Below are 19,756 nucleotides of genomic sequence, written 5' to 3'. Positions count from 1 at the left end.
AGGGTTATTGCAACATGCGTTCCCGCAGCTGATAAGGGGGTTCCGTCAGATGAATTAGCGCCTCTTCACTGACCGGCGGGAATAGCGCGCTCTGAATGCCATCAAAAGCATAGTCACGCACCGCCTGCAACCCGATGATATCATCCACACCCTGTACGACAATCTCCTGGCAGTGAGGTTTGATATGGTCGAGGATCGCATTGATAAACGGGTGAAAAGATAAACGCTTAATATTATGTTGAATAAATCCTTTATCCAGCTTAATACGATAAAACAGATCGTCAAACACAGCTTTGGAGGTCGCTTTACCGGCACCGTAATTATTCAGACTTAAGTTAAATTTCTCACTCAGCGCTTTCAGGAAACTATTATTTCTTCCCGATGTTAAATCTGGAAAGCTTTCGCTGACCTCCAGTTCCATGCAATCCAGCTGACACATTTTTTTCAGAATAAACTCACTCTCGAGAATGGTCTCCGCCAGCGGTTTATCAATATTAATCGCCACTTTCAGGTCGTTGTCGCTAAAAAAATCGTAATGCTTTTCAATAATGTTAATTTGTTCCTGCAACAACAGGACCCGCTGCCGGTCATTTAATAGCGGTGTCAGAATCTCCTGCGGCATGGCCACGTTGGCACTCGCATGAGTAAAGTGGGTTAACATCTCAACAGACGTCAACAGCCCGCCAGGGCTGTAAACCGGGCAGAATGCTGTGTAAGTTTTATAATCAGCTTCCAAAAAGATGTTCATCTTAATCGCCATTATTAAGCGGCACTCACCGCATCCTATATCAACAAAATAGGACAAGCAACAGTGTCAACAGACTGTCACCCCGCGGAAATTCAATTGCAGTGTGCTTTTGCTTGTAATCCATATCGTTAAGCTAACACAAAACTGACATAAACGATGCTTACTGATATCACTTTCCTCATGCGCATAAATAACCTTGCTCGTTTTCGGCAACGCCATCTTTACGAATGTGTATTTTAGCACCAGCGAAAAAGTGACTTAAGTTAAATTTGAGTTGAAGTGGTATTTTACATTCCGCAAATGCTATTTATGCGGGCATAAATCAAATGTTAATTAAAACAGCAGGCCACATCTTAATCTGGTGATTAAATACGCCGCGCCTGCCAAAACACTTTTCGCCAGTAAACATTATCCAGTGAGGAACGGGTAACGCCCTGACTGGTCGAGGCATGGATAAACTGATTATCGGTATCATAAATGCCGACATGCAGGCCATTTTCTCCGCTGCCGGTTTTGAAGAACACCAGATCGCCCGGTAACAGCTGGGCCTTATCAATTCGGGTGCCGATATCGGTCTGCGCCGAGGTGGTGCGTGGTAACTGCAAATTAAAGCGATCGCGGAAAGTCATATAGACAAAACCAGAGCAGTCGACGCCGCTACGGCTCATCCCACCATAACGATATGGCGCACCACGCCACTGGCCGAGCTGGTCATTCAGCTGGGCAATAACGGCAATGGAATCGGAGAGACGCCCGTTGGGTGCCGGAGCACGGCTGCTACAACCCGCCAGAACGATAACCACAAGCAGAAGCCAGTAACGCATAACAGTGCCTCTCAATAGCAACAGTCTGTAATTTAAAAGTCATACCTGAGGCAGGCAACAGCGATACCCTGCTCAGCTGAGCGTGGTCAGCATTGCCTGTCCTTCAATATCCAGCATCCGAAATGAGACCTGATAGAGCGCGCTGAGATGTTCCGGTGTCAACACGTCCTGCGGTTTGCCCTGAAATGCGCACTGCCCTGGCCGCATCAGCCAGATACAATCCGCATAGCGCAGGGAGTGGTTCATATCATGACTGCTCATGATTACACTGACGCCCTGTTCAGTTAGCGCCGGGATCAGGCGGTCAAACGCCGCCTGCTGGGCAATATCCAGCCCGGTCAGGGGTTCATCTAACAGCAGCAACTTGCCGTCCGGATGACTGACCTGCAATAGCACCGCCGCCAGCCGCACACGTTGCCATTCACCGCCGGAAAGTTGCGTCAGCGGACGGGACAGCTTATCACTCAGCTGCAGTGCCTCTGCCAGCGCCAGTAGCGTTGTCTCGACGGCCTCACCCTGCTGCTGCACATGCATCAGCAGGTAATGCCAGATCGGTATCTGCCCCGGAGGAGACTGCTGCTGGGCAAGGTAAGCGCGCTGGCGGGCTAACGCGATGCCGGGCCAGTCGGCCAGCGCACGCCCGGCAAACTGCAGCTCACCGCGTGTCGCCAACAGCCCGGCTATCGCCATCAGCAGCGAGCTTTTTCCGGCACCATTGGGGCCGACCAGATGGATAACCTGCCCGGCCTGCACCTGCGCACTGAACGGAAACAGGCGCCCGGTTAGCGCAACGCCTGTTAATTCCAGCAGCATTGGCTACGCCAATGCCTGGTGGATGCGGGCGACCAATTGCGGGTCATTCGGCGCGGTATCCGGCGAGAAACGTTGCAGTACCTTCCCATCACGGCCCACCAGGAACTTTTCAAAGTTCCACAAAATGTCACCCGGCTGCTTCGGTGCGCGTCCTTTGCTGGTCATACGCTCAAGGAAACCGCTCCCGTCTGGCGCAGTGGCTTCAGGCTGTGCTGCCACCAGTTGGGCATACAACGGATGACGCTGCGGGCCGTTGACCTCAATTTTGCTGAACATCGGGAATGTCACACCATAAGTGGTGCTGCAAAAGGTTTTGATTTCGGCGTCGGTGCCCGGTTCCTGCTCAAGGAAGGCGTTACACGGAAACCCCAGCACAGTCAGTCCCTGTCCATGCAACTCTTTTTGCAGCTTCTCCAGCTCTTCGTACTGAGGGGTGAGGCCACATTTAGATGCCACGTTAACGACCAGCAGAACATCGCCCTGCCATTGCGCCAGTGTCGTTTTATCACCGTCCAGCGTGACCAGTTCTGTTTCGAAAATACTCATCGTCTTTTCCTGTTTTAACGTAAGAACACGACAGCCTTAAGACTGTCAGCGGTTGCTCAATAATAGCCAGATAAATACCGGTGCGCCCAGCGTTGCCGTCACCACTCCGATCGGCAGTTCGGCGGAGGTCAACGCTACGCGAGCAATAATATCGGCAGCCAGCAGCACTCCGGCACCCGCCAGCGCACAGCCCGGCAACAGAATACGATGATCGCTCAGGCCGTTCAGTCGCAGGATATGCGGTATCACCAGGCCAACGAAACCGATAGCGCCAGCCAGAGCGACGCTGACACCAACCAGCCAGCCAACGGCCAGCACCAGCAGATTACGCCATAATACCAATGGCAGCCCCAACTGCTGCGCAGAGATTTCCCCCAGAGCCAGCAGGTTGAGCACGCGAACCCGGCGGATCAACCACAGCAACACCGGGATCAATGCCAGCATCAGCCAGCCATAGCGCCAGTCAATGCCGCTAAAGCCCCCCATCATCCAGTACATTAACTGACGTAAATCCATGCTGCTGCTGAAATAGACCGCCCAGGTCATCAGCGCGCTGCAAATAATCCCCAGAGCGACCCCAGCCAGCAACAGACGACTGCTGGAGAGATGCTGGCGGGCAAAACGCAGCAGGATCACGGTGACCAGCAGCGCCCCCAGAATGGCGCTCAGGCTCATCAACCAGGGGTTACCGACACCGGAGAGGATGCACATCACCAGTCCCACACCTGCGCCGCCGGACACGCCCAGCAGGCCAGGTTCGGCCAGCGGGTTACTGAACAGCGCCTGCATTGCCGCACCCGCCACCGCCAGCGAGGCACCCACCAGCATCACCGCCAGCGTGCGCGGTAAGCGGAGCTGCCAGACGAACAGGTGTGCGTCGGGGGTCAACCATTCGGCGGGAGAGATCCAGCGCTCGCCCGCGCACAGGCTGAGCAAGAGCAGCGACAGGCAAAATATCCCCAGCCCGCACAGCCAGAAGCCGGAACGACGGTGAGCAGCGGAGATCTGTTGGGAAAGCAGAGTCATAACCGACGTTTTTTAAAGAAAACAGAGGGTTAATTGTAGAGGGAAATCGGCAAAAAGAAAGAGCCAGCAACGCTGAGTCTGAGGGGATGAAGAGTACTGGTGTTGTTTCGGTAGTTTCGGCTTACCGTGATCCCCGCCGTTTGGTCTTTTCTTATGATGATTTCGTCTTTTCTTTCCGAATGCCGCAAACTCTTAACAGTAAGGGGGGATTGTGCAGGTGTATGATGGACGGTTATGCAGCGAAATCACTGGAAAGCAGCAAATGAAAAGGCCGCTTGCGCGGCCTTTTGAATAGCAGAAATCAGTCTTCTTTAGGTGAAGCGTTCTCAACCCGGCTTTTCAGTTTCTGACCCGGTCGAAACGTCACAACCCGGCGAGCCGTAATGGGAATATCTTCACCCGTTTTGGGGTTACGTCCCGGACGTTGATTTTTGTCGCGAAGGTCGAAGTTGCCAAAACCTGACAGTTTGACCTGTTCTCCATTCTCCAAAGCACGACGCACTTCTTCGAAAAACAGTTCAACCAGCTCTTTGGCATCCCGTTTGCTAAGACCGAGCTTCTCAAACAGGTATTCAGACATTTCAGCTTTTGTAAGCGCCATAGGTTCAATCCCTCAAGGATGCTTGGAATCGCTCTTTCAGTGCCTCTACGCATTTTGCAACGGTAGCGGCAATCTCATCTTCTTCGAGTGTCCGGCTGGTATCTTGCAAAATCAGGCTGATAGCGAGGCTCTTAAAACCATCATTTACGCCCTTACCACGGTACACGTCAAACAAGTTTACGCCAACTACCTGATTTACGCCAACTTTCTTACACTCGGTGATAATATCTGCTGCTGGCACGTTTTCAGCGACAACAACAGCGATGTCACGACGGTTCGCCGGGAAGCGCGAAATGCCGCTGGCATCAGGCAGGACGCGGTCTGCAACCTTGTCCCACAGCAGTTCAAACACCACGGTACGGCCGTTAAGATCCAGTTTACGTTCAAGTTCCGGGTGCACCACACCAATAAATCCGATGTGTTCGCCACGTAAATAAATCGCAGCGCTCTGCCCTGGATGCAGCGCCGGGTTAGTGGCTGCCACAAACTGAATCTCATCAAGTTTACCGGTCAACTCCAGCAGGGACTCTAAATCACCTTTTAAATCATAGAAGTCTACCGGGTTACGCGCCATATCCCAGTGCTCTTCATTGCGATGACCGCTGATCACGCCTGCCAGCATAACGTCCTGACGGATACCAAGGTTTGCCTGTGTATCAGGCACAAAGCGCAACCCGCTCTCGAAAAGACGCACGCGAGACTGTTGGCGGTTTTGGTTATAAACCACCGCACCCAGTAGACCGCTCCACAGCGACAGACGCATGGCAGACATCTCGACGGAGATCGGGCTTGGCAGCACCAGATTTTCTTCGCCCGGATGCAGTAACGCCTGAGTTTTCGGGTCAACGAAGCTGTAGGTAATCGCTTCCTGATAGCCTTTGTCGACCAGCAGCGCTTTAACACGCTTCAGCGACAGATTCGCTTCACGATGTTTCGTCATCACCAGACCGGCCTGGACTGGCACGTTAGGGATGTTGTCGTAGCCGTAAACACGGGCGACTTCCTCAACCAGGTCTTCTTCGATGGCGATATCAAAACGCCAGCTTGGCGCTACAGCCAACCACTCACCCTGACCTTCTGTCACTTCACAGCCCAGGCGGCGCAGAATATCGCTCACCTCAGCATCGGCAATCACATGACCAATCAGGCGGTCCAGTTTTTCACGGCGCAGCGTGATGGTGGCACGTACAGGTAAGGTTGCTTCGTGGGTCACATCAATGACCGGGCCAGCTTCCCCGCCGCAGATATCCAGCAGCAGGCGGGTCGCACGCTCAATCGCGGTGTGCTGCAATGCCGGGTCAACACCACGCTCGTAGCGATGCGAAGCATCTGTATGGAGACCATGACGGCGAGCACGACCGGTGATGGACAGCGGGCTGAAGAACGCACACTCAAACAGCACGTTCCGGGTCTCTTCATTCACACCAGAATGTTCGCCACCGAAAATACCGCCCATCGCCAGCGCTTTCTGCTGATCCGCAATCACCAGCGTATCACTGCTCAGTTTGGCTTCGTTGCCGTCCAGCAGGACCAGGGTTTCACCCTCTTCCGCCATACGCACCACGATACCGCCCTCAAGGCGATCGAGGTCGAAGGCGTGCATCGGCTGGCCCAACTCCAGTAAAACATAGTTGGTAATGTCGACAACCGGATCGATTGAACGAATTCCGCAACGACGCAGTTTTTCCTTCATCCACAGTGGCGTAGCGGCTTTCACATTGATGCCTTTCACTACGCGGCCGAGATAACGTGGACAGGCTTCGGTCGCCTCTACACGGATTGGGAACGTATCCTGAACAGTCGCGGCAACCGGGGCCATCTCAGGCGCCGTCAGTGGCAGCTTGTTCAGTACGGCAACATCGCGCGCCACGCCGATAATCCCCAGGCAGTCGGCACGGTTTGGCGTCACGCTGATCTCAATGGTGCTGTCATCCAGCTTGAGATAATCACGGATATCTGTGCCAATGGTCGCATCCAGCGGCAGTTCAATGATGCCGTTGTGGTCGTCGGAAATACCCAGCTCGGAGAAAGAGCACAGCATACCTTCTGACGGCTCACCTCGCAGTTTAGCGGCTTTGATTTTGAAATCGCCCGGCAGTACTGCACCCACGGTTGCCACGGCCACTTTCAGTCCCTGACGGCAGTTTGGTGCGCCACAGACAATATCCAGCAGGCGATCGCCGCCCACATTGATTTTGGTGACACGCAGTTTGTCTGCGTTAGGGTGCTGACCGCACTCAACGACTTCACCGACCACAACGCCATGGAAAGCACCGGCAACCGCGTCAACGCCGTCCACTTCCAGGCCTGCCATCGTGATTTGATCGGACAGCGCCGCACTGTCAATGGCCGGGTTGACCCATTCACGTAACCAGAGTTCACTGAATTTCATTGGTTTTACCCGCCCTTATTTAAACTGTTTGAGGAAACGTAAATCATTTTCGAAGAAGGCACGCAGATCGGTCACGCCATAACGCAGCATGGTCAGACGCTCCATTCCCATACCAAAGGCGAAACCTGAGTACACTTCCGGGTCAATGCCCACATTGCGCAGCACGTTAGGGTGCACCATGCCGCAGCCCAGCACTTCCAGCCATTTGCCGTTTTTACCCATCACGTCCACTTCAGCGGAAGGCTCAGTGAACGGGAAGTAGGACGGACGGAAACGGACCTGCAAATCTTCTTCAAAGAAGTTGTTCAGGAAATCGTGCAGCGTGCCCTTCAGGTTGGTAAAGCTGATGTTTTTATCAACAATCAACCCTTCCATCTGGTGGAACATTGGGGTGTGAGTCTGGTCGTAATCGTTACGATACACGCGGCCTGGCGCAATAATGCGGATAGGCGGCTGCTGGTTTTTCATGGTGCGGATCTGCACACCTGACGTCTGTGTACGCAGCAGACGGGTGGCATCAAACCAGAAGGTATCGTGATCGGCGCGCGCCGGGTGGTGACCCGGAATATTCAGCGCATCGAAGTTGTGATAGTCGTCTTCAATTTCCGGGCCCGTCTCGACAGAGAAGCCCAGTTCGCCAAAGAAGGTTTCAATGCGGTCGATGGTACGAGTGACCGGATGCAGCCCACCGTTTTCAATACGACGGCCCGGCAAAGAAACATCAATAGTTTCCTGTGCCAGACGGGCGTTCATCACCGCAGATTCCAGTGCGTTCTTCTGCGCGTTCAGCGCTTCCTGAACCTGTTGTTTAGCTTCATTGATCACCGCACCCGCTGCCGGACGGTCTTCCGCGGGCAATTCACGCAAGGAGGTCATCTGGAGCGTAAGATGCCCTTTTTTACCCAGGTATTCGACGCGAACGTTATCTAACGCGGCGACATCCTGAGCATCATTGATAGCGGCTTTCGCGCTCACCACCAGGTCTGCGAGATGTGACATGCTTTCCTCTTCTTCCAGCCACGCTGGCTGATCTGTTTTTTTCAGGACGAATAGCCGCCCGGTCGTTATTTCACATGCGCTAAAACGAAAAAAGCCTCCACGAGGGAGGCTTTCAGCGCGATTTTTCGTTTCTTTTCTTTGCGCTAAAGCCCCCGATGATCAGGCGCTAAAGTAAAAAAAGAAACGGAAAATAGCAGTATTCATGGTTAGCTGACCTTAAATGCAGTTTCGGACCGCTCTATTGAAAGGCCGGAGGGTAAAAATGTCAATCATTTCAGGTAATAAAAAAGAGGGAGACGAGCTCCCTCTTCAATCTGGCTTACGCCAGAGCTAATTTCGCTTTTTCTACCAGAGCAGCAAATACTGCTTTGTCGAATACAGCGATGTCAGCCAGGATCTTACGGTCGATTTCAATCGAAGCCTTTTTCAGGCCATTGATGAAGCGGCTGTAAGAAATACCGTTGATGCGGGCTGCTGCGTTAATACGCGCAATCCACAGCTGACGGAACTGGCGCTTCCGCTGACGACGGTCACGGTAAGCATACTGACCAGCTTTGATAACAGCCTGGAAAGCAACACGATATACACGTGAACGTGCACCGTAGTAGCCTTTAGCTTGTTTTAAGATTTTCTTGTGACGTGCGCGAGCAACTACACCACGTTTTACACGAGCCATTTAGCTCTCCTGTTTAATATTCTGAATGAATTAAAAAATTACTTATGCGTACGGCAGGCAGGCAATAACCAGACCCAGATCGCCTTTAGACACCATACCTTTAGGACGCAGGTGGCGTTTACGCTTAGTAGATTTTTTAGTCAGAATATGACGCAGGTTAGCGTGTTTACGCTTGAAGCCGCCACCGGCGGTCTTCTTGAAGCGCTTGGCCGCGCCACGTACAGTTTTAATCTTTGGCATTTAAAAAATATCCACTTCGCATTGTTAATAAAATGAACCAGACAGGCGAATCACGCCGCGCGCCGAAACACGCGGCAAGATTACTTTAGGGCCTACTGTTTCTTCTTGGGAGCGAGCACCATAATCATCTGACGACCTTCAATCCTTGTAGGGAATGATTCGACAACTGCCAGATCAATATCTTCACACAGATCTTTACGGACGCGATTAAGCACTTCCATACCGATCTGCTGGTGCGCCATCTCACGACCGCGGAAACGCAGCGTGATCTTGGCTTTATCGCCATCTTCCAGAAAGCGAATCAGGTTGCGTAGTTTTACCTGATAGTCGCCATCATCGGTACCAGGACGGAATTTGATTTCCTTAACCTGGATAATCTTTTGCTTTTTCTTCTGTTCTTTAGAAGATTTGCTTTTTTCGTAAAGGAACTTGCCGTAATCCATTATACGACAAACGGGCGGCTCGGCGTTGGGACTGATCTCAACAAGATCAACTCCCGCTTCTTCAGCTTTTTCCAAAGCTTCATTCAGACTGACAATACCAATCTGTTCGCCATCGACGCCAGTCAGACGAACCTCAGTGGCGCGAATTTCTCTATTTATGCGATTCGGACGCGCCGGTTGAACTCGTTTTCCGCCTTTAATACTTTATTCCTCCAATTGATGAAGATTGCGGCTGCGGATTTCACCCTGCAGCTTAGCGATCACTTCGTTTACGTCCATGCTTCCCAGGTCTTTACCGCGGCGGGTGCGAACGGCAACTTTGCCAGCTTCCACCTCTTTATCACCACAGACCAACATATAAGGGACACGTCGTAAAGTATGTTCACGGATTTTAAAGCCAATCTTCTCGTTTCTCAAGTCCGCTTTTGCACGAATGCCCGCATTTTGCAGTTTTCGTGTCAATTCTGCAACATATTCGGACTGACCATCGGTGATATTCATCACCACAACTTGTACTGGAGCCAGCCAGGTCGGGAAGAAACCGGCATATTCTTCGGTTAAAATCCCGATAAAGCGCTCCATGGACCCCAGGATTGCACGGTGAATCATCACCGGCACCTGACGTTCATTACTTTCACCCACATAAGAGGCACTCAGACGGCTCGGCAGAGAGAAGTCGAGCTGAACAGTACCACACTGCCATGCACGATCGAGGCAGTCATACAGGGTAAATTCAATTTTAGGGCCGTAGAATGCGCCCTCGCCCGGCTGATAGTCGAACGGTATATTGTTCTCTTTCAGCGCAGCGGCAAGGTCAGCCTCTGAACGGTCCCAGAGATCATCACTACCGATACGTTTTTCTGGACGGGTAGAAAGTTTCACCACGATCTTTTCAAAGCCGAAGGTGCTGTACATATCGTACACCATCTTAATACAGCCGTTGACCTCATCACGTACCTGTTCTTCGGTACAGAAGATGTGGGCATCATCTTGGGTAAAACCACGCACACGCATCAGGCCATGCAACGCACCTGACGGCTCATTACGGTGGCAACTGCCAAACTCTGCCATACGTAACGGCAGGTCGCGGTATGATTTTAGACCCTGATTGAAAATCTGCACGTGGCCTGGACAGTTCATTGGCTTAATGCAGTATTCACGGTTTTCTGAAGAGGTGGTAAACATCGCCTCTTTGTAGTTTTCCCAGTGCCCGGTTTTCTCCCACAGCACGCGGTCCATCATAAACGGACCTTTCACTTCCTGGTACTCATACTCTTTCAGCTTGGTACGAACAAACACTTCCAGTTCACGGAAAATTGTCCAGCCATCGTTGTGCCAGAACACCATACCTGGTGCCTCTTCCTGCATATGATACAGGTCGAGCTGTTTACCGATTTTACGGTGGTCGCGTTTTGCTGCTTCTTCCAGACGTTGCAGATAGGCGGCTAATTGCTTCTTATCGCCCCATGCGGTGCCGTAGATACGTTGCAGCATTTTGTTATTACTGTCGCCACGCCAGTAAGCGCCAGAAATTTTCTGCAGCTTAAAGTGGTGGCAAAAACGCATATTAGGTACGTGCGGACCGCGGCACATATCCACATATTCTTCGTGATGATACAGACCAGGACGATCGTCGTGGCTGATATTTTCATCAAGGATGGTGGTTTTATAAGTCTCACCACGTGCAGCGAAGGCGTCACGCGCTTCCTGCCAACTGACTTTCTTCTTGATGACGTCGTAATTCGTCTCAGCTAACTGGTGCATACGCTTTTCCAGTAGCTCGATGTCTTCCTGGGTCAGCGTACGGTCAAGGTCAACGTCATAGTAAAAACCGTTGTCGATAACAGGACCGATAGCCATTTTGGTATCTGGCCAGAGTTGCTTGATCGCGTGCCCTAACAGGTGGGCGCAGGAGTGACGAATAATTTCCAGACCCGCATCGTCTTTCGCCGTGATGATGGCAACGTGCGCGTCTTCGGTGATCGGATCAACCGCATCAACCAGTTCGCCATTGACACGACCGGCAATACAGGCTTTCGCCAGGCCAGGGCCAATGTCCAGTGCAATATCCATCACGCTTACGGCGTGGTCAAACGAACGCTGGCTTCCATCAGGAAGAGTAATAACAGGCATGAAACATCCTTAATTGCAGTGGTAACCCACACGTAAGATTACATGCAAAATTAAAATTTACGTTATACAACAAGCACTTTGCACTTGAAACCGACTCACATTTGCCGATTTGGTACAGGCCTGGTACACATATTCAAAAGTGTCTGTTTATCAGAAACTTCAGAAGGAGGGATATCTTACACGCCATAACGCTCAATTGCACGGACGCGTGTCTTAAGCGATGAATGGATAAGTGATCAAATAGCTTTAGGATCAGAGAGAAACAGGACAGAAACAAAGAAGGATTAGGCGTCGGAGAGAAACGAGCCGCAGGCTGCGGCTCGTCTGAGGATTACATCGCGTAGGAGAGCATGATCGTTGTTTTGGTATCAGTATGATCAGGCGCAGACGCTGGAGGATTCTGGTTCCAGGTCACGTTGTAAGCCATTTTCAGGGCGAAGTGTTCATTGATCGCCACCTGAAGACCGGTTTCGGAGTTGACGGTAGTATCGTCGCTACCCAGCACGGAAACACCCTGAATGAATTTGGTGGTATCAGTTAACTGCCACTGGTAGCTCAATGCACCGTATGCCAGTGCCTGAGTTTCATGGCCACCTTCATGGTAATCGTCATAACGCACACCAGGACCGGCTTCCACACGCAGTGAGTGCACCGGGCCATTCAGCAGCTGGCGACCATAACCTGCCGCCAGGATGGAACGACCATCGTAGCCATTGAAACGGTCACTCAACCAGCTTGCCTGGCCGAACAGGTAATCAGCGCTGTTCATGTTGTAGCGTGTACGGCCACCCACCTGATAAGTCTCTGAAGAGCGCTCATCATTGGAAGAAGTATTGCTGGCGTTGCCCCACAGGCTGTACGCGAAGCTTGGCGTATACCAGGTCAGGTTGGTATTTGCCGTCGCAGAGGAGCTGGTGGTGTTGCCAGACTGCGCCAGGTAACCCGCAGCGGCGTTGCCTTCAAAATCTTTTTTCGCCGTGGAAGGGTCATCCATAACCGTGAAGACGTTATTATCCGCCAGGGCTTGATGACACAGTGCTCCCCCGGAGAGCAGCAGAACTACAGACAGCTTATTAAGCGCTTTCATTTAAATGTGACCCGTACGACAGTTTTTGAAAGAGTGAGTCTGAAGCGTTTTGAAGGACGATCAACGCATTTTACGGTAATATTCGTAACAATTTGTTAATTCGCTCTTTTTACAAAGCATCATGACAAAACAGCACCGTTATTGAGAACATTCCCATTAACGCGGCGCATTATAGAGGGTATTTCTCGAGAAAACACCTGGTTGTAAATAAGAAATATCTTGTGCAACGGGCGTTTTTAAACCGAAAATCGTCAGAAATGTGACTAAATGTAAAATAACCCAAGTTACTATGTAGCCTTTCTTCTCCTCCTCCCCTCTGAAGCACCACCCTGCCCTGGCTGGCAACACGCACAAATGCGTTAATCCACACCATCCCGCCTCCGATATGCTGATTTCATCGCGCCCTTTTCAGGATGGGCTACGCTAAAAACATGTTTTTTTACAATGAGGTGAATCATGAGTCATCAGGGGATCCATCAGTATGTTGTGACGTTTCATTACAATGAGAATGGATTGTCAGAGGTGCTGGAGTTGAGTAGTGCGCTGATAAGTAGTGGATTTTCCACCACATTGAAAGATGAAGAAGGCCATCCACACGAACTCGGCACCAACAGTTTCGGCATCATTACTACGCTGTCAGAAGAGGAAATCCAGCAGCAGGCGGCAGGGATCGGTGAACTAGTACTGGGAGAAGCACCGCAGCTGGACATCCATCACTGGGAAGCCTTTCGCAGTAAAAGTGGCTAAGTTTTTGTAAAAACGGGCGCTTAACGTGCGCAAACGCAGATTTTGGTTATTCTTTAAGCGTTACCATAGTGAAATCACAGCGAAAAAGAGGAGTGTCCTATGTGGTCAGCCATTAGTCGTCTGTTGAGTGAACAGTTGGGGCCGGCAGAGATCACCGAACGCAGCGAGCTGCCCGGTGGCGATGTTCATCCAACCTGGCATCTGCGCTATGGTGAGCATGAGATTTTCGTTAAATGTAACCAGCGTGACATGCAGGACCTGTTCACATGGGAAGCCGACCAGTTACAGCTGCTGGCGCGCAGTCAGACAGTGCGCGTTCCGGCGGTATACGGTGTTGGCAGCGATCGCGACACCAGCTTTTTACTGCTGGAGTACATCCCGGTCAGACCGCTAGACGCGCACGGTGCTTTCCAATTGGGTCAGCAGCTCGCGCACCTTCATCAGTGGAGTGAACAGCCGCAGTTTGGCCTCGACTTCGACAATAACATCACCACTTCTCTGCAGCCGAACAGCTGGTTACGCCGCTGGTCGGTATTTTTTGCCGAACAGCGCATCGGCTGGCAGCTTCAACTCGCCGCAGAGAAAGGCATTCAATATGGTGACAGCGAGCTCATCGTCCATTGCGCGCAAGCGATCCTGGAATCACATCACCCTCAGCCTTCCCTGCTGCATGGCGATTTGTGGCCAGCAAACTGTGCCGGGAGTGACAGCGGCCCGTGGATATTCGATCCGGCCTGCTACTGGGGAGATCGTGAATGCGACCTGGCGATGCTGTCATGGTTCCCGGACGTTCCGGTGCAAGTTTATGACGGTTATCAGTCAGTCTGGCCACTACCCGGAGACTTCCTGCAAAGACAGCCTGTCTATCAGCTCTATTATCTGCTTAATCGGGCGAATGTCTTTGGCGGGCACTGGCTGGGAGAGGCGCAACGAGCAACAAGCGCATTGCTGGATACGGATGAACGGGGAAAACGCCACGCGCGCCCAGCCTGATAACAGGAAGCGCACGTGGGTATGATGGCTGGCTTAGTTAATAAAGCCAGCCAGTTTCAGCACAAAATATCCGGCCACAATGATAATCACTGGCAGAATGTACAGCGGGAAAATTTGCAGGAAAATTGTGTGGCGCGGCACCACGATTTTCTCTTCCAACTGTTCCCGGCTTTGCCCTTCTGTGCCTCGTGCTTTCTCCAGGATCATCTGATCTTCCAGACTCTCACGCAGAAAACGCGTCTGCCGCCACATCCTTGCACCTGAAGCCTGTAGCGCCAGGCCAACAAAAATCAGCACATAAATAACCCAGAACAGGACATTCGTCCCCTGGTTAAAGTCTGGTACAGGCGAATTTGCCCAGAAACCGGAGAGAAAACCGGTATTGAAGCGGATCATATCAATCATCACATGGGCGAAATCCTGCATCACCGCATTAATGCCATCACGCTGCTCACGACTTTTTTCCAGAAAACCCAGCAGTGAAATCAGCGTCGATAACAGCGCGGGAATAAAAATAATCCAGCCCGCGATGCGCTTTATAATCGCAACCCTGCCAGCCTGTTGATATGTCATGCTTTCTCCAGTCCATCTGATGTCTGCCTGTCAGTTTACCTGTAGTGACATAAAAGTGCCTGCAAAATGCAGAATTAATGCCAGGTTTCCACAGACAGTCCGCCGCGATGATAATTTTTTCATCAACACTTCGTGCTAAGCTGCCCATAAACTGTTAAATGGAGCCGTAGCATGTCTCATCACCGCCCTGTACTCGCCGCCATTTTCGATATGGACGGTCTGCTCATTGATTCCGAGCCCCTGTGGCAACAAGCTGAGCTGGATATCTTAACCACCCTTGATGTTGACCTCAGCCGTCGCGGTGAAATGCCGGATGCGCTGGGTCTGCGTATCGATCAGGTGGTGCGCATGTGGTATGAAAATCTGCCGTGGAAAGGGCCATCCCAGGCCGAAGTCACCCAGCGCGTCATTGCGCGGGCACTGAGTCTGGTCGAAGAAACCCGGCCTCTCCTGCCCGGCGTGGAGCAGGCATTGCAACTCTGCCAGTCCGAGGGATTGAAAATCGGCCTCGCCTCCGCCTCACCGCTGTTTATGCTGGAACGCGTGCTGGAGATGTTCAATCTGCGCCATTACTTTGAGGTGCTGGCCTCGGCAGAGTCGCTGCCTTACAGTAAACCCCACCCGCAGGTATACCTGGATGCTGCGGCCCGTCTGGGCGTGGATCCGCTGAATTGCGTAACGCTGGAAGACTCCTTCAACGGGATGATTGCCACCAAAGCAGGACGTATGCGCTCTATCGTTGTCCCGGATGCAGCTCATGCAGACGACCTGCGCTGGTCACTGGCTGACGTTAAACTCTCCAGCCTGGAAGCGCTGACGGCGCAGCATCTGCACGGACGCTGAGTCAATATCAGGCGGCAACATGGCCGCCTTTTTTTTCATTTTCGCCACTCACTGTTAAAATAAATAAAACATCGTTTCATTTTTGTTGAATTCATCCCCGCTTCTGAATATGCTCCCTTAACCGGCTCGCGTATCCCCGTTTATCGACTCTGTTATGGCGCGCGTCATCTTATCTATAAGGAAGCCACGATGATCCTGAATGCATTTAATCTTGAAGGCAAAGTGGCCATGATTACCGGCTGCAACACCGGTCTTGGTCAGGGAATGGCGCTCGGGCTGGCCCAGGCAGGATGCGATATCATTGGGGTTAACCGCTCCTCAGCCAGTGAGACGGCACAGAAAGTCACCGCGACCGGGCGACGGTTCACCAGCATTACAGCAGACCTTTCCGACAGCCGTTGCCTTGAGAACGTGATGGAACAGGCGCTGGCCGCTTTCCCGCAGCTGGATATTCTGGTCAACAATGCCGGGATTATTCGCCGTGCAGACGCCCTCAACTTCAGCGAACGTGACTGGGATGACGTGATGAACGTTAACAGCAAGACGCTGTTTTTCCTCTCGCAGGCTGTTGCCCGCCAGTTTGTTCGCCAGGGCAGTGGCGGTAAAATCATCAATATCGCTTCAATGCTCTCTTATCAGGGAGGCATCCGCGTGCCGTCTTATACGGCATCAAAAAGTGCAGTGATCGGTCTGACGCGCCTGATGGCTAATGAGTGGGCGCAGTATGGCATCAACGTCAATGCCATCGCTCCCGGCTATATGGCAACCAATAACACTGAACAACTGCGTGACGACGAAGACCGGAATCAGCAGATTCTGGATCGCATCCCCGCCGGACGCTGGGGGGAAAGCAACGATATGATGGGCCCGGCGGTATTTCTCGCCTCGGCGGCGGCGGACTACGTCAATGGCTTTACGCTGGCGGTGGATGGCGGCTGGCTGGCGCGTTAATGCCCTGCGGTGAACAAAAGCTGTTCATGCTTTGTTCACCGCGAGATTAATGCCAAATTATTTATCTTTCGTTACAGCGTCACATATTTATTCCACTGTATATATTCCCTATACTGGATGCATTGACAGTTATGCAGCCAGGTACTCCCATGACGGCCGAAGGCCATCTTATTTTTGCCATCGCCAGTGCAATTTTTGCCAAGCGTGCCGAACTCACCCCGGTTTTGGCCAGCGCCGACTGGTGGCACATTATTCCGGCAACGCTGCTCACCTGCCTGTTACCTGATATCGACCATCCGAAGTCGTTTCTGGGCCAGCGCCTGAGGTGGCTGTCGCAGCCTATCGCCCGTGCCTTTGGTCACCGGGGATTCACCCACAGCCTGCTGGCGGTCTTCGGGGGCGTCGCCCTGTTACAGCTAAAGCTGCCTGAAGGCTGGCTGATCCCGGCGGATGCCTTTCAGGGGATGGTGCTGGGTTATCTGAGTCATATCGCTGCCGATATGCTAACACCCGCAGGCGTGCCGCTGCTGTGGCCCTGTCGCTGGCGTTTTCGTTTGCCGCTGCTTAACAGCCAGAAAGGCAATCAGCTGGAGCGTGCCCTGTGCCTGGTTTTGGTCGGCTGCGCCATCTGGTTCCCACACGGCTCGCTGCCTTTTGGTGCATCCGACTGGACAACCCACGTGGTCAGCTCGGCACAAAATCACATCGAACGATTAATTAACAAACAAAAGGTTGATTAATTGCTCAATTAATCACGAAAAGTTATAAATAATTCCATCTGGATATAAGGCTGCATCATAAGTAGCTGATACCATTCCGCACTGGTTTTACTTACTGCGCGTCAGAAATTAACTGTCGCCAGCATGGCTATATTGTGGTCCGTATTTTTTGGAGAAAATGGGAATGAACTTTCCGCTCATCATTAACCTTGTGGCGTTTGTTGCGCTGTTGCTATTGGTAGCAAAAACTGGCCGTACAGGCTGGAGCCTGTCAAAAAAAGTACTGTTCGGTCTGGTGGTCGGAGTGCTGTTTGGTCTGGCACTTCACGCTATCTACGGCGAAAACACCCCGATCATTAAAGAATCGGTCAGCTGGTTTAACCTCGTGGGTAATGGCTATGTTCAGCTGCTGCAAATGATTGTGATGCCGCTGGTGTTTGCTTCCATCCTCAGCGCGGTTGCCCGTCTGCACAACGCTTCATCACTGGGTAAAATCAGCCTGCTGACCATTGGTGTTCTGCTGTTCACTACCGCGATTGCAGCGGCAGTCGGGATCTTCGTCACCTGGCTGTTCGGCCTGAATGCGAGTGGTCTGGTGCAGGGTGTACAGGAAAGTGCGCGTCTGGCTGCGATCCAAAGTAACTACGTTGGTAAAGTCGCTGACCTCAGCGCACCGCAGTTACTGCTCTCTTTCGTACCGAAAAATCCGTTTGCCGATCTGACCGGTGCCAACCCAACGTCCATTATCAGCGTAGTGATCTTCGCCGCCCTCCTCGGTGTCGCCGCTCTGCAACTGCTGAAGGATGATGTCGAAAAAGGGCAGCGTGTTCTGAAAGCCATCGATACGTTGCAGGCGTGGGTGATGAAACTGGTTCGCCTGATCATGAAACTGACGCCGTATGGTGTGCTGGCACTGATGACCAAAGTCGTCGCCACCTCTAACCTCAGCGACATTATCAAACTGGGTAGTTTCGTGCTGGCATCGTATCTCGGCCTGGCCATCATGTTTGCCGTCCATGCTCTGCTGCTGTCGGTTAACGGTGTGAACCCGCTGCGCTTCTTCCGCAAAGTGTGGCCCGTGATTACCTTTGCCTTCACCAGCCGCTCCAGTGCCGCCAGCATCCCACTCAGCGTTGAGACGCAAACTCGCCGTCTGGGTATTCCTGAGTCTATCGCCAGCTTTGCTGCATCATTCGGCGCCACTATCGGCCAGAACGGTTGTGCCGGTCTCTATCCGACCATGCTGGCCGTGATGGTTGCACCGACCGTGGGGATCAACCCATTTGAACCGATGTGGATTGCCACGTTAATCGGCATTGTCACCCTTAGCTCTGCGGGTGTAGCGGGCGTTGGCGGCGGTGCCACCTTTGCTGCTCTGATTGTTCTGCCAGCAATGGGCCTGCCTGTCACTCTGGTGGCTCTGCTGATCTCCATCGAACCCCTGATCGATATGGGACGTACTGCGCTGAACGTTAACGGTTCAATGACTGCCGGTATGCTGACCAGCCAGTGGCTGAAGCAGACGGATAAGCAGATCATGAATACCGATGCGGGTAACGAAGCCAGCCTGGCCCATCGTTAATCGCCATTCGCGGGTCGGTATCCTGCCGACCCGTTTCCTCACAAAGTGATGTTTTGAGTGGTGATGCATTTGGCATGGCTAACAACAAGCAAGAGGGAGGTATTGAGTGTTCCGGCATGATCGAAAGCGAGAGGACCATGTGAACATGCTCCTCTCGTTCGGGGTTACACCAACATCAGATGAAGAATGATCGTTATGGCGCCGGGTACTGGTTGAAAGCATCGGTGAAGAAGTTTTTCACTGCCGGGCCAAGTACTGGAATTTTGCCAAAAGTGGAATCATAAAAGTCTGCTTCCAGCTTATGAACTGAATCACCCAGTGGTTTCATGCCCAGGAAGCTCATCAAAGAACCCAGGTTAAGTGCACCACTAACCTGCTCTACCTGCTCAGTCGATAACTCTTTCATTTAACACTCCTTAATTAAATTGATGATCGGGCACTATCCAGTGCCCATATGCATTAAACTCAATATGCGCAGACAATAAAATAGTAAACCGACTGATAATTAATCGTCGCGATCAATAAAATCGCCACCTTAAATAGCCCAGTGAAAAATCATAACGATATGATTTTCATCAGAAAAATATTTAAAGGTGAATAAAGAATCGAGTAAGTGAAATAATTAAGAGAAAAATATCGTATAAAGAAGGATGGTTTATTTGGTCGGCAGTTCGCCACTCGTTATAAAATAAAACCAGCAGTATTAAATTAATTTTTATAAAACAGGGATAAAAAAAGGCCACCATCGTGAACTGAACCCCAAAACCTGGACGGTTTAGTTAACAAGTCGCCTGATACTCAGTCCGGTACTCCACCGGGC

Annotated in this window: 22 protein-coding genes and 1 other annotated feature; of the genes, 6 read left to right on the top strand and 16 right to left on the bottom strand. The window is 51.9% G+C overall.

Features of this window, described 5'->3' with window-relative positions; genetic code table 11:
* Window positions 1–4 precede the first annotated feature (4 nt).
* From ACFL9S_RS15880 to ACFL9S_RS15815, 14 genes are all read right to left on the bottom strand, one after another.
* Entirely contained in the window at window positions 5–748 is a 744-nt protein-coding gene (locus ACFL9S_RS15880; RefSeq protein WP_405262856.1) for an EAL domain-containing protein, read from the bottom strand.
* A 365-nt stretch (window positions 749–1,113) separates the two neighbouring features.
* A complete protein-coding gene (locus ACFL9S_RS15875; protein WP_405262854.1) occupies window positions 1,114–1,572 on the bottom strand; it encodes an NlpC/P60 family protein in 459 nt (152 codons plus the stop codon).
* A 72-nt stretch (window positions 1,573–1,644) separates the two neighbouring features.
* Window positions 1,645–2,385, bottom strand: a complete 741-nt coding sequence (gene btuD, locus ACFL9S_RS15870) for a vitamin B12 ABC transporter ATP-binding protein BtuD (RefSeq protein ID WP_405262853.1) — start codon at window positions 2,383–2,385, stop codon at window positions 1,645–1,647.
* A gap of 3 nt (window positions 2,386–2,388) precedes the next feature.
* Entirely contained in the window at window positions 2,389–2,931 is a 543-nt protein-coding gene (locus ACFL9S_RS15865; protein ID WP_405262852.1) for a glutathione peroxidase, read from the bottom strand.
* Window positions 2,932–2,976: 45 nt separating this feature from the next.
* Window positions 2,977–3,957, bottom strand: a complete 981-nt coding sequence (gene btuC, locus ACFL9S_RS15860) for a vitamin B12 ABC transporter permease BtuC (protein WP_405262851.1) — start codon at window positions 3,955–3,957, stop codon at window positions 2,977–2,979.
* Window positions 3,958–4,258: 301 nt separating this feature from the next.
* Complete coding sequence (ihfA, locus tag ACFL9S_RS15855) at window positions 4,259–4,558, bottom strand: integration host factor subunit alpha (RefSeq protein ID WP_017802142.1); 300 nt, start codon at window positions 4,556–4,558, stop codon at window positions 4,259–4,261.
* A 4-nt stretch (window positions 4,559–4,562) separates the two neighbouring features.
* The gene (gene pheT / locus ACFL9S_RS15850) at window positions 4,563–6,950 is read right to left on the bottom strand and encodes a phenylalanine--tRNA ligase subunit beta (RefSeq protein WP_405262850.1); all 2,388 of its coding nucleotides are present in this window, start codon (window positions 6,948–6,950) and stop codon (window positions 4,563–4,565) included.
* Between the two features lie 15 nt (window positions 6,951–6,965).
* Complete coding sequence (gene pheS / locus ACFL9S_RS15845; RefSeq protein WP_405262849.1) at window positions 6,966–7,949, bottom strand: phenylalanine--tRNA ligase subunit alpha; 984 nt, start codon at window positions 7,947–7,949, stop codon at window positions 6,966–6,968.
* 84 nt (window positions 7,950–8,033) lie between these two features.
* Window positions 8,034–8,159: a sequence feature (Phe leader region), on the bottom strand.
* Window positions 8,109–8,153 carry a pheST operon leader peptide PheM gene (gene pheM, locus ACFL9S_RS15840; RefSeq protein ID WP_133845469.1) on the bottom strand — a complete coding sequence of 15 codons (45 nt, stop codon included), beginning with the start codon at window positions 8,151–8,153 and terminating at the stop codon, window positions 8,109–8,111. It overlaps the preceding feature by 45 nt.
* Window positions 8,160–8,268: 109 nt before the next feature.
* Window positions 8,269–8,625, bottom strand: coding sequence for a 50S ribosomal protein L20 (gene rplT, locus ACFL9S_RS15835; protein WP_405262848.1), 357 nt, complete (start codon window positions 8,623–8,625; stop codon window positions 8,269–8,271).
* A gap of 42 nt (window positions 8,626–8,667) precedes the next feature.
* Window positions 8,668–8,865, bottom strand: a complete 198-nt coding sequence (gene rpmI / locus ACFL9S_RS15830; RefSeq protein ID WP_005968897.1) for a 50S ribosomal protein L35 — start codon at window positions 8,863–8,865, stop codon at window positions 8,668–8,670.
* A gap of 92 nt (window positions 8,866–8,957) precedes the next feature.
* Window positions 8,958–9,509 carry a translation initiation factor IF-3 gene (gene infC / locus ACFL9S_RS15825; protein ID WP_072277407.1) on the bottom strand — a complete coding sequence of 184 codons (552 nt, stop codon included), beginning with the start codon at window positions 9,507–9,509 and terminating at the stop codon, window positions 8,958–8,960.
* 3 nt (window positions 9,510–9,512) lie between these two features.
* Complete coding sequence (gene thrS, locus ACFL9S_RS15820; protein ID WP_405262847.1) at window positions 9,513–11,441, bottom strand: threonine--tRNA ligase; 1,929 nt, start codon at window positions 11,439–11,441, stop codon at window positions 9,513–9,515.
* A 331-nt stretch (window positions 11,442–11,772) separates the two neighbouring features.
* Window positions 11,773–12,528 carry a YdiY family protein gene (locus tag ACFL9S_RS15815; RefSeq protein ID WP_405262846.1) on the bottom strand — a complete coding sequence of 252 codons (756 nt, stop codon included), beginning with the start codon at window positions 12,526–12,528 and terminating at the stop codon, window positions 11,773–11,775.
* Window positions 12,529–12,984: 456 nt separating this feature from the next.
* Between ACFL9S_RS15815 and ghoS the strand changes: the two genes are divergently transcribed.
* Both ghoS and ACFL9S_RS15805 read left to right on the top strand, forming a co-directional pair.
* Entirely contained in the window at window positions 12,985–13,275 is a 291-nt protein-coding gene (gene ghoS / locus ACFL9S_RS15810) for a type V toxin-antitoxin system endoribonuclease antitoxin GhoS (protein ID WP_405262844.1), read from the top strand.
* Window positions 13,276–13,374: 99 nt separating this feature from the next.
* The gene (locus ACFL9S_RS15805) at window positions 13,375–14,268 is read left to right on the top strand and encodes a fructosamine kinase family protein (RefSeq protein WP_405262843.1); all 894 of its coding nucleotides are present in this window, start codon (window positions 13,375–13,377) and stop codon (window positions 14,266–14,268) included.
* Window positions 14,269–14,301: 33 nt separating this feature from the next.
* Here the strand turns inward: ACFL9S_RS15805 and ACFL9S_RS15800 are convergent, their stop codons facing one another.
* The gene (locus tag ACFL9S_RS15800) at window positions 14,302–14,841 is read right to left on the bottom strand and encodes a YniB family protein (RefSeq protein WP_405262842.1); all 540 of its coding nucleotides are present in this window, start codon (window positions 14,839–14,841) and stop codon (window positions 14,302–14,304) included.
* 171 nt (window positions 14,842–15,012) lie between these two features.
* Between ACFL9S_RS15800 and hxpB the strand changes: the two genes are divergently transcribed.
* From hxpB to ACFL9S_RS15780, 4 genes are all read left to right on the top strand, one after another.
* Window positions 15,013–15,684, top strand: a complete 672-nt coding sequence (hxpB, locus tag ACFL9S_RS15795) for a hexitol phosphatase HxpB (protein ID WP_405262840.1) — start codon at window positions 15,013–15,015, stop codon at window positions 15,682–15,684.
* Between the two features lie 189 nt (window positions 15,685–15,873).
* The gene (gene kduD / locus ACFL9S_RS15790; RefSeq protein WP_405262839.1) at window positions 15,874–16,635 is read left to right on the top strand and encodes a 2-dehydro-3-deoxy-D-gluconate 5-dehydrogenase KduD; all 762 of its coding nucleotides are present in this window, start codon (window positions 15,874–15,876) and stop codon (window positions 16,633–16,635) included.
* Window positions 16,636–16,784: 149 nt separating this feature from the next.
* Window positions 16,785–17,375, top strand: a complete 591-nt coding sequence (locus ACFL9S_RS15785) for a metal-dependent hydrolase (protein WP_405262838.1) — start codon at window positions 16,785–16,787, stop codon at window positions 17,373–17,375.
* Between the two features lie 163 nt (window positions 17,376–17,538).
* Window positions 17,539–18,936: an L-cystine transporter gene (locus ACFL9S_RS15780; RefSeq protein WP_405262837.1), complete on the top strand. Its 1,398-nt coding sequence runs from the start codon at window positions 17,539–17,541 to the stop codon at window positions 18,934–18,936.
* Between the two features lie 193 nt (window positions 18,937–19,129).
* On the opposite strand, the gene ACFL9S_RS15775 is transcribed toward ACFL9S_RS15780, so the two are convergent.
* The gene (locus ACFL9S_RS15775) at window positions 19,130–19,342 is read right to left on the bottom strand and encodes a hypothetical protein (RefSeq protein WP_405262836.1); all 213 of its coding nucleotides are present in this window, start codon (window positions 19,340–19,342) and stop codon (window positions 19,130–19,132) included.
* Window positions 19,343–19,756: the final 414 nt, after the last annotated feature.

This window comes from Erwinia sp. AnSW2-5 (assembly GCF_045107195.1).
GTDB lineage: Bacteria > Pseudomonadota > Gammaproteobacteria > Enterobacterales > Enterobacteriaceae > Erwinia.
This window is presented reverse-complemented; position numbering and strand designations above follow the sequence as displayed.

Coding starts and splice junctions, on each gene's coding strand:
- btuD (WP_405262853.1), bottom strand. CDS start 2,385: ATGCTGCTGGAATTAACAGGCGTTGCGCTAACCGGGCGCCTGTTTCCG.
- thrS (WP_405262847.1), bottom strand. CDS start 11,441: ATGCCTGTTATTACTCTTCCTGATGGAAGCCAGCGTTCGTTTGACCAC.
- pheT (WP_405262850.1), bottom strand. CDS start 6,950: ATGAAATTCAGTGAACTCTGGTTACGTGAATGGGTCAACCCGGCCATT.
- kduD (WP_405262839.1), top strand. CDS start 15,874: ATGATCCTGAATGCATTTAATCTTGAAGGCAAAGTGGCCATGATTACC.
- rplT (WP_405262848.1), bottom strand. CDS start 8,625: ATGGCTCGTGTAAAACGTGGTGTAGTTGCTCGCGCACGTCACAAGAAA.
- ACFL9S_RS15780 (WP_405262837.1), top strand. CDS start 17,539: ATGAACTTTCCGCTCATCATTAACCTTGTGGCGTTTGTTGCGCTGTTG.
- ACFL9S_RS15800 (WP_405262842.1), bottom strand. CDS start 14,841: ATGACATATCAACAGGCTGGCAGGGTTGCGATTATAAAGCGCATCGCG.
- ihfA (WP_017802142.1), bottom strand. CDS start 4,558: ATGGCGCTTACAAAAGCTGAAATGTCTGAATACCTGTTTGAGAAGCTC.
- ACFL9S_RS15815 (WP_405262846.1), bottom strand. CDS start 12,528: ATGAAAGCGCTTAATAAGCTGTCTGTAGTTCTGCTGCTCTCCGGGGGA.
- ghoS (WP_405262844.1), top strand. CDS start 12,985: ATGAGTCATCAGGGGATCCATCAGTATGTTGTGACGTTTCATTACAAT.
- hxpB (WP_405262840.1), top strand. CDS start 15,013: ATGTCTCATCACCGCCCTGTACTCGCCGCCATTTTCGATATGGACGGT.
- rpmI (WP_005968897.1), bottom strand. CDS start 8,865: ATGCCAAAGATTAAAACTGTACGTGGCGCGGCCAAGCGCTTCAAGAAG.
- ACFL9S_RS15865 (WP_405262852.1), bottom strand. CDS start 2,931: ATGAGTATTTTCGAAACAGAACTGGTCACGCTGGACGGTGATAAAACG.
- ACFL9S_RS15785 (WP_405262838.1), top strand. CDS start 16,785: ATGACGGCCGAAGGCCATCTTATTTTTGCCATCGCCAGTGCAATTTTT.
- ACFL9S_RS15875 (WP_405262854.1), bottom strand. CDS start 1,572: ATGCGTTACTGGCTTCTGCTTGTGGTTATCGTTCTGGCGGGTTGTAGC.
- pheS (WP_405262849.1), bottom strand. CDS start 7,949: ATGTCACATCTCGCAGACCTGGTGGTGAGCGCGAAAGCCGCTATCAAT.
- ACFL9S_RS15805 (WP_405262843.1), top strand. CDS start 13,375: ATGTGGTCAGCCATTAGTCGTCTGTTGAGTGAACAGTTGGGGCCGGCA.
- ACFL9S_RS15775 (WP_405262836.1), bottom strand. CDS start 19,342: ATGAAAGAGTTATCGACTGAGCAGGTAGAGCAGGTTAGTGGTGCACTT.
- btuC (WP_405262851.1), bottom strand. CDS start 3,957: ATGACTCTGCTTTCCCAACAGATCTCCGCTGCTCACCGTCGTTCCGGC.
- ACFL9S_RS15880 (WP_405262856.1), bottom strand. CDS start 748: ATGAACATCTTTTTGGAAGCTGATTATAAAACTTACACAGCATTCTGC.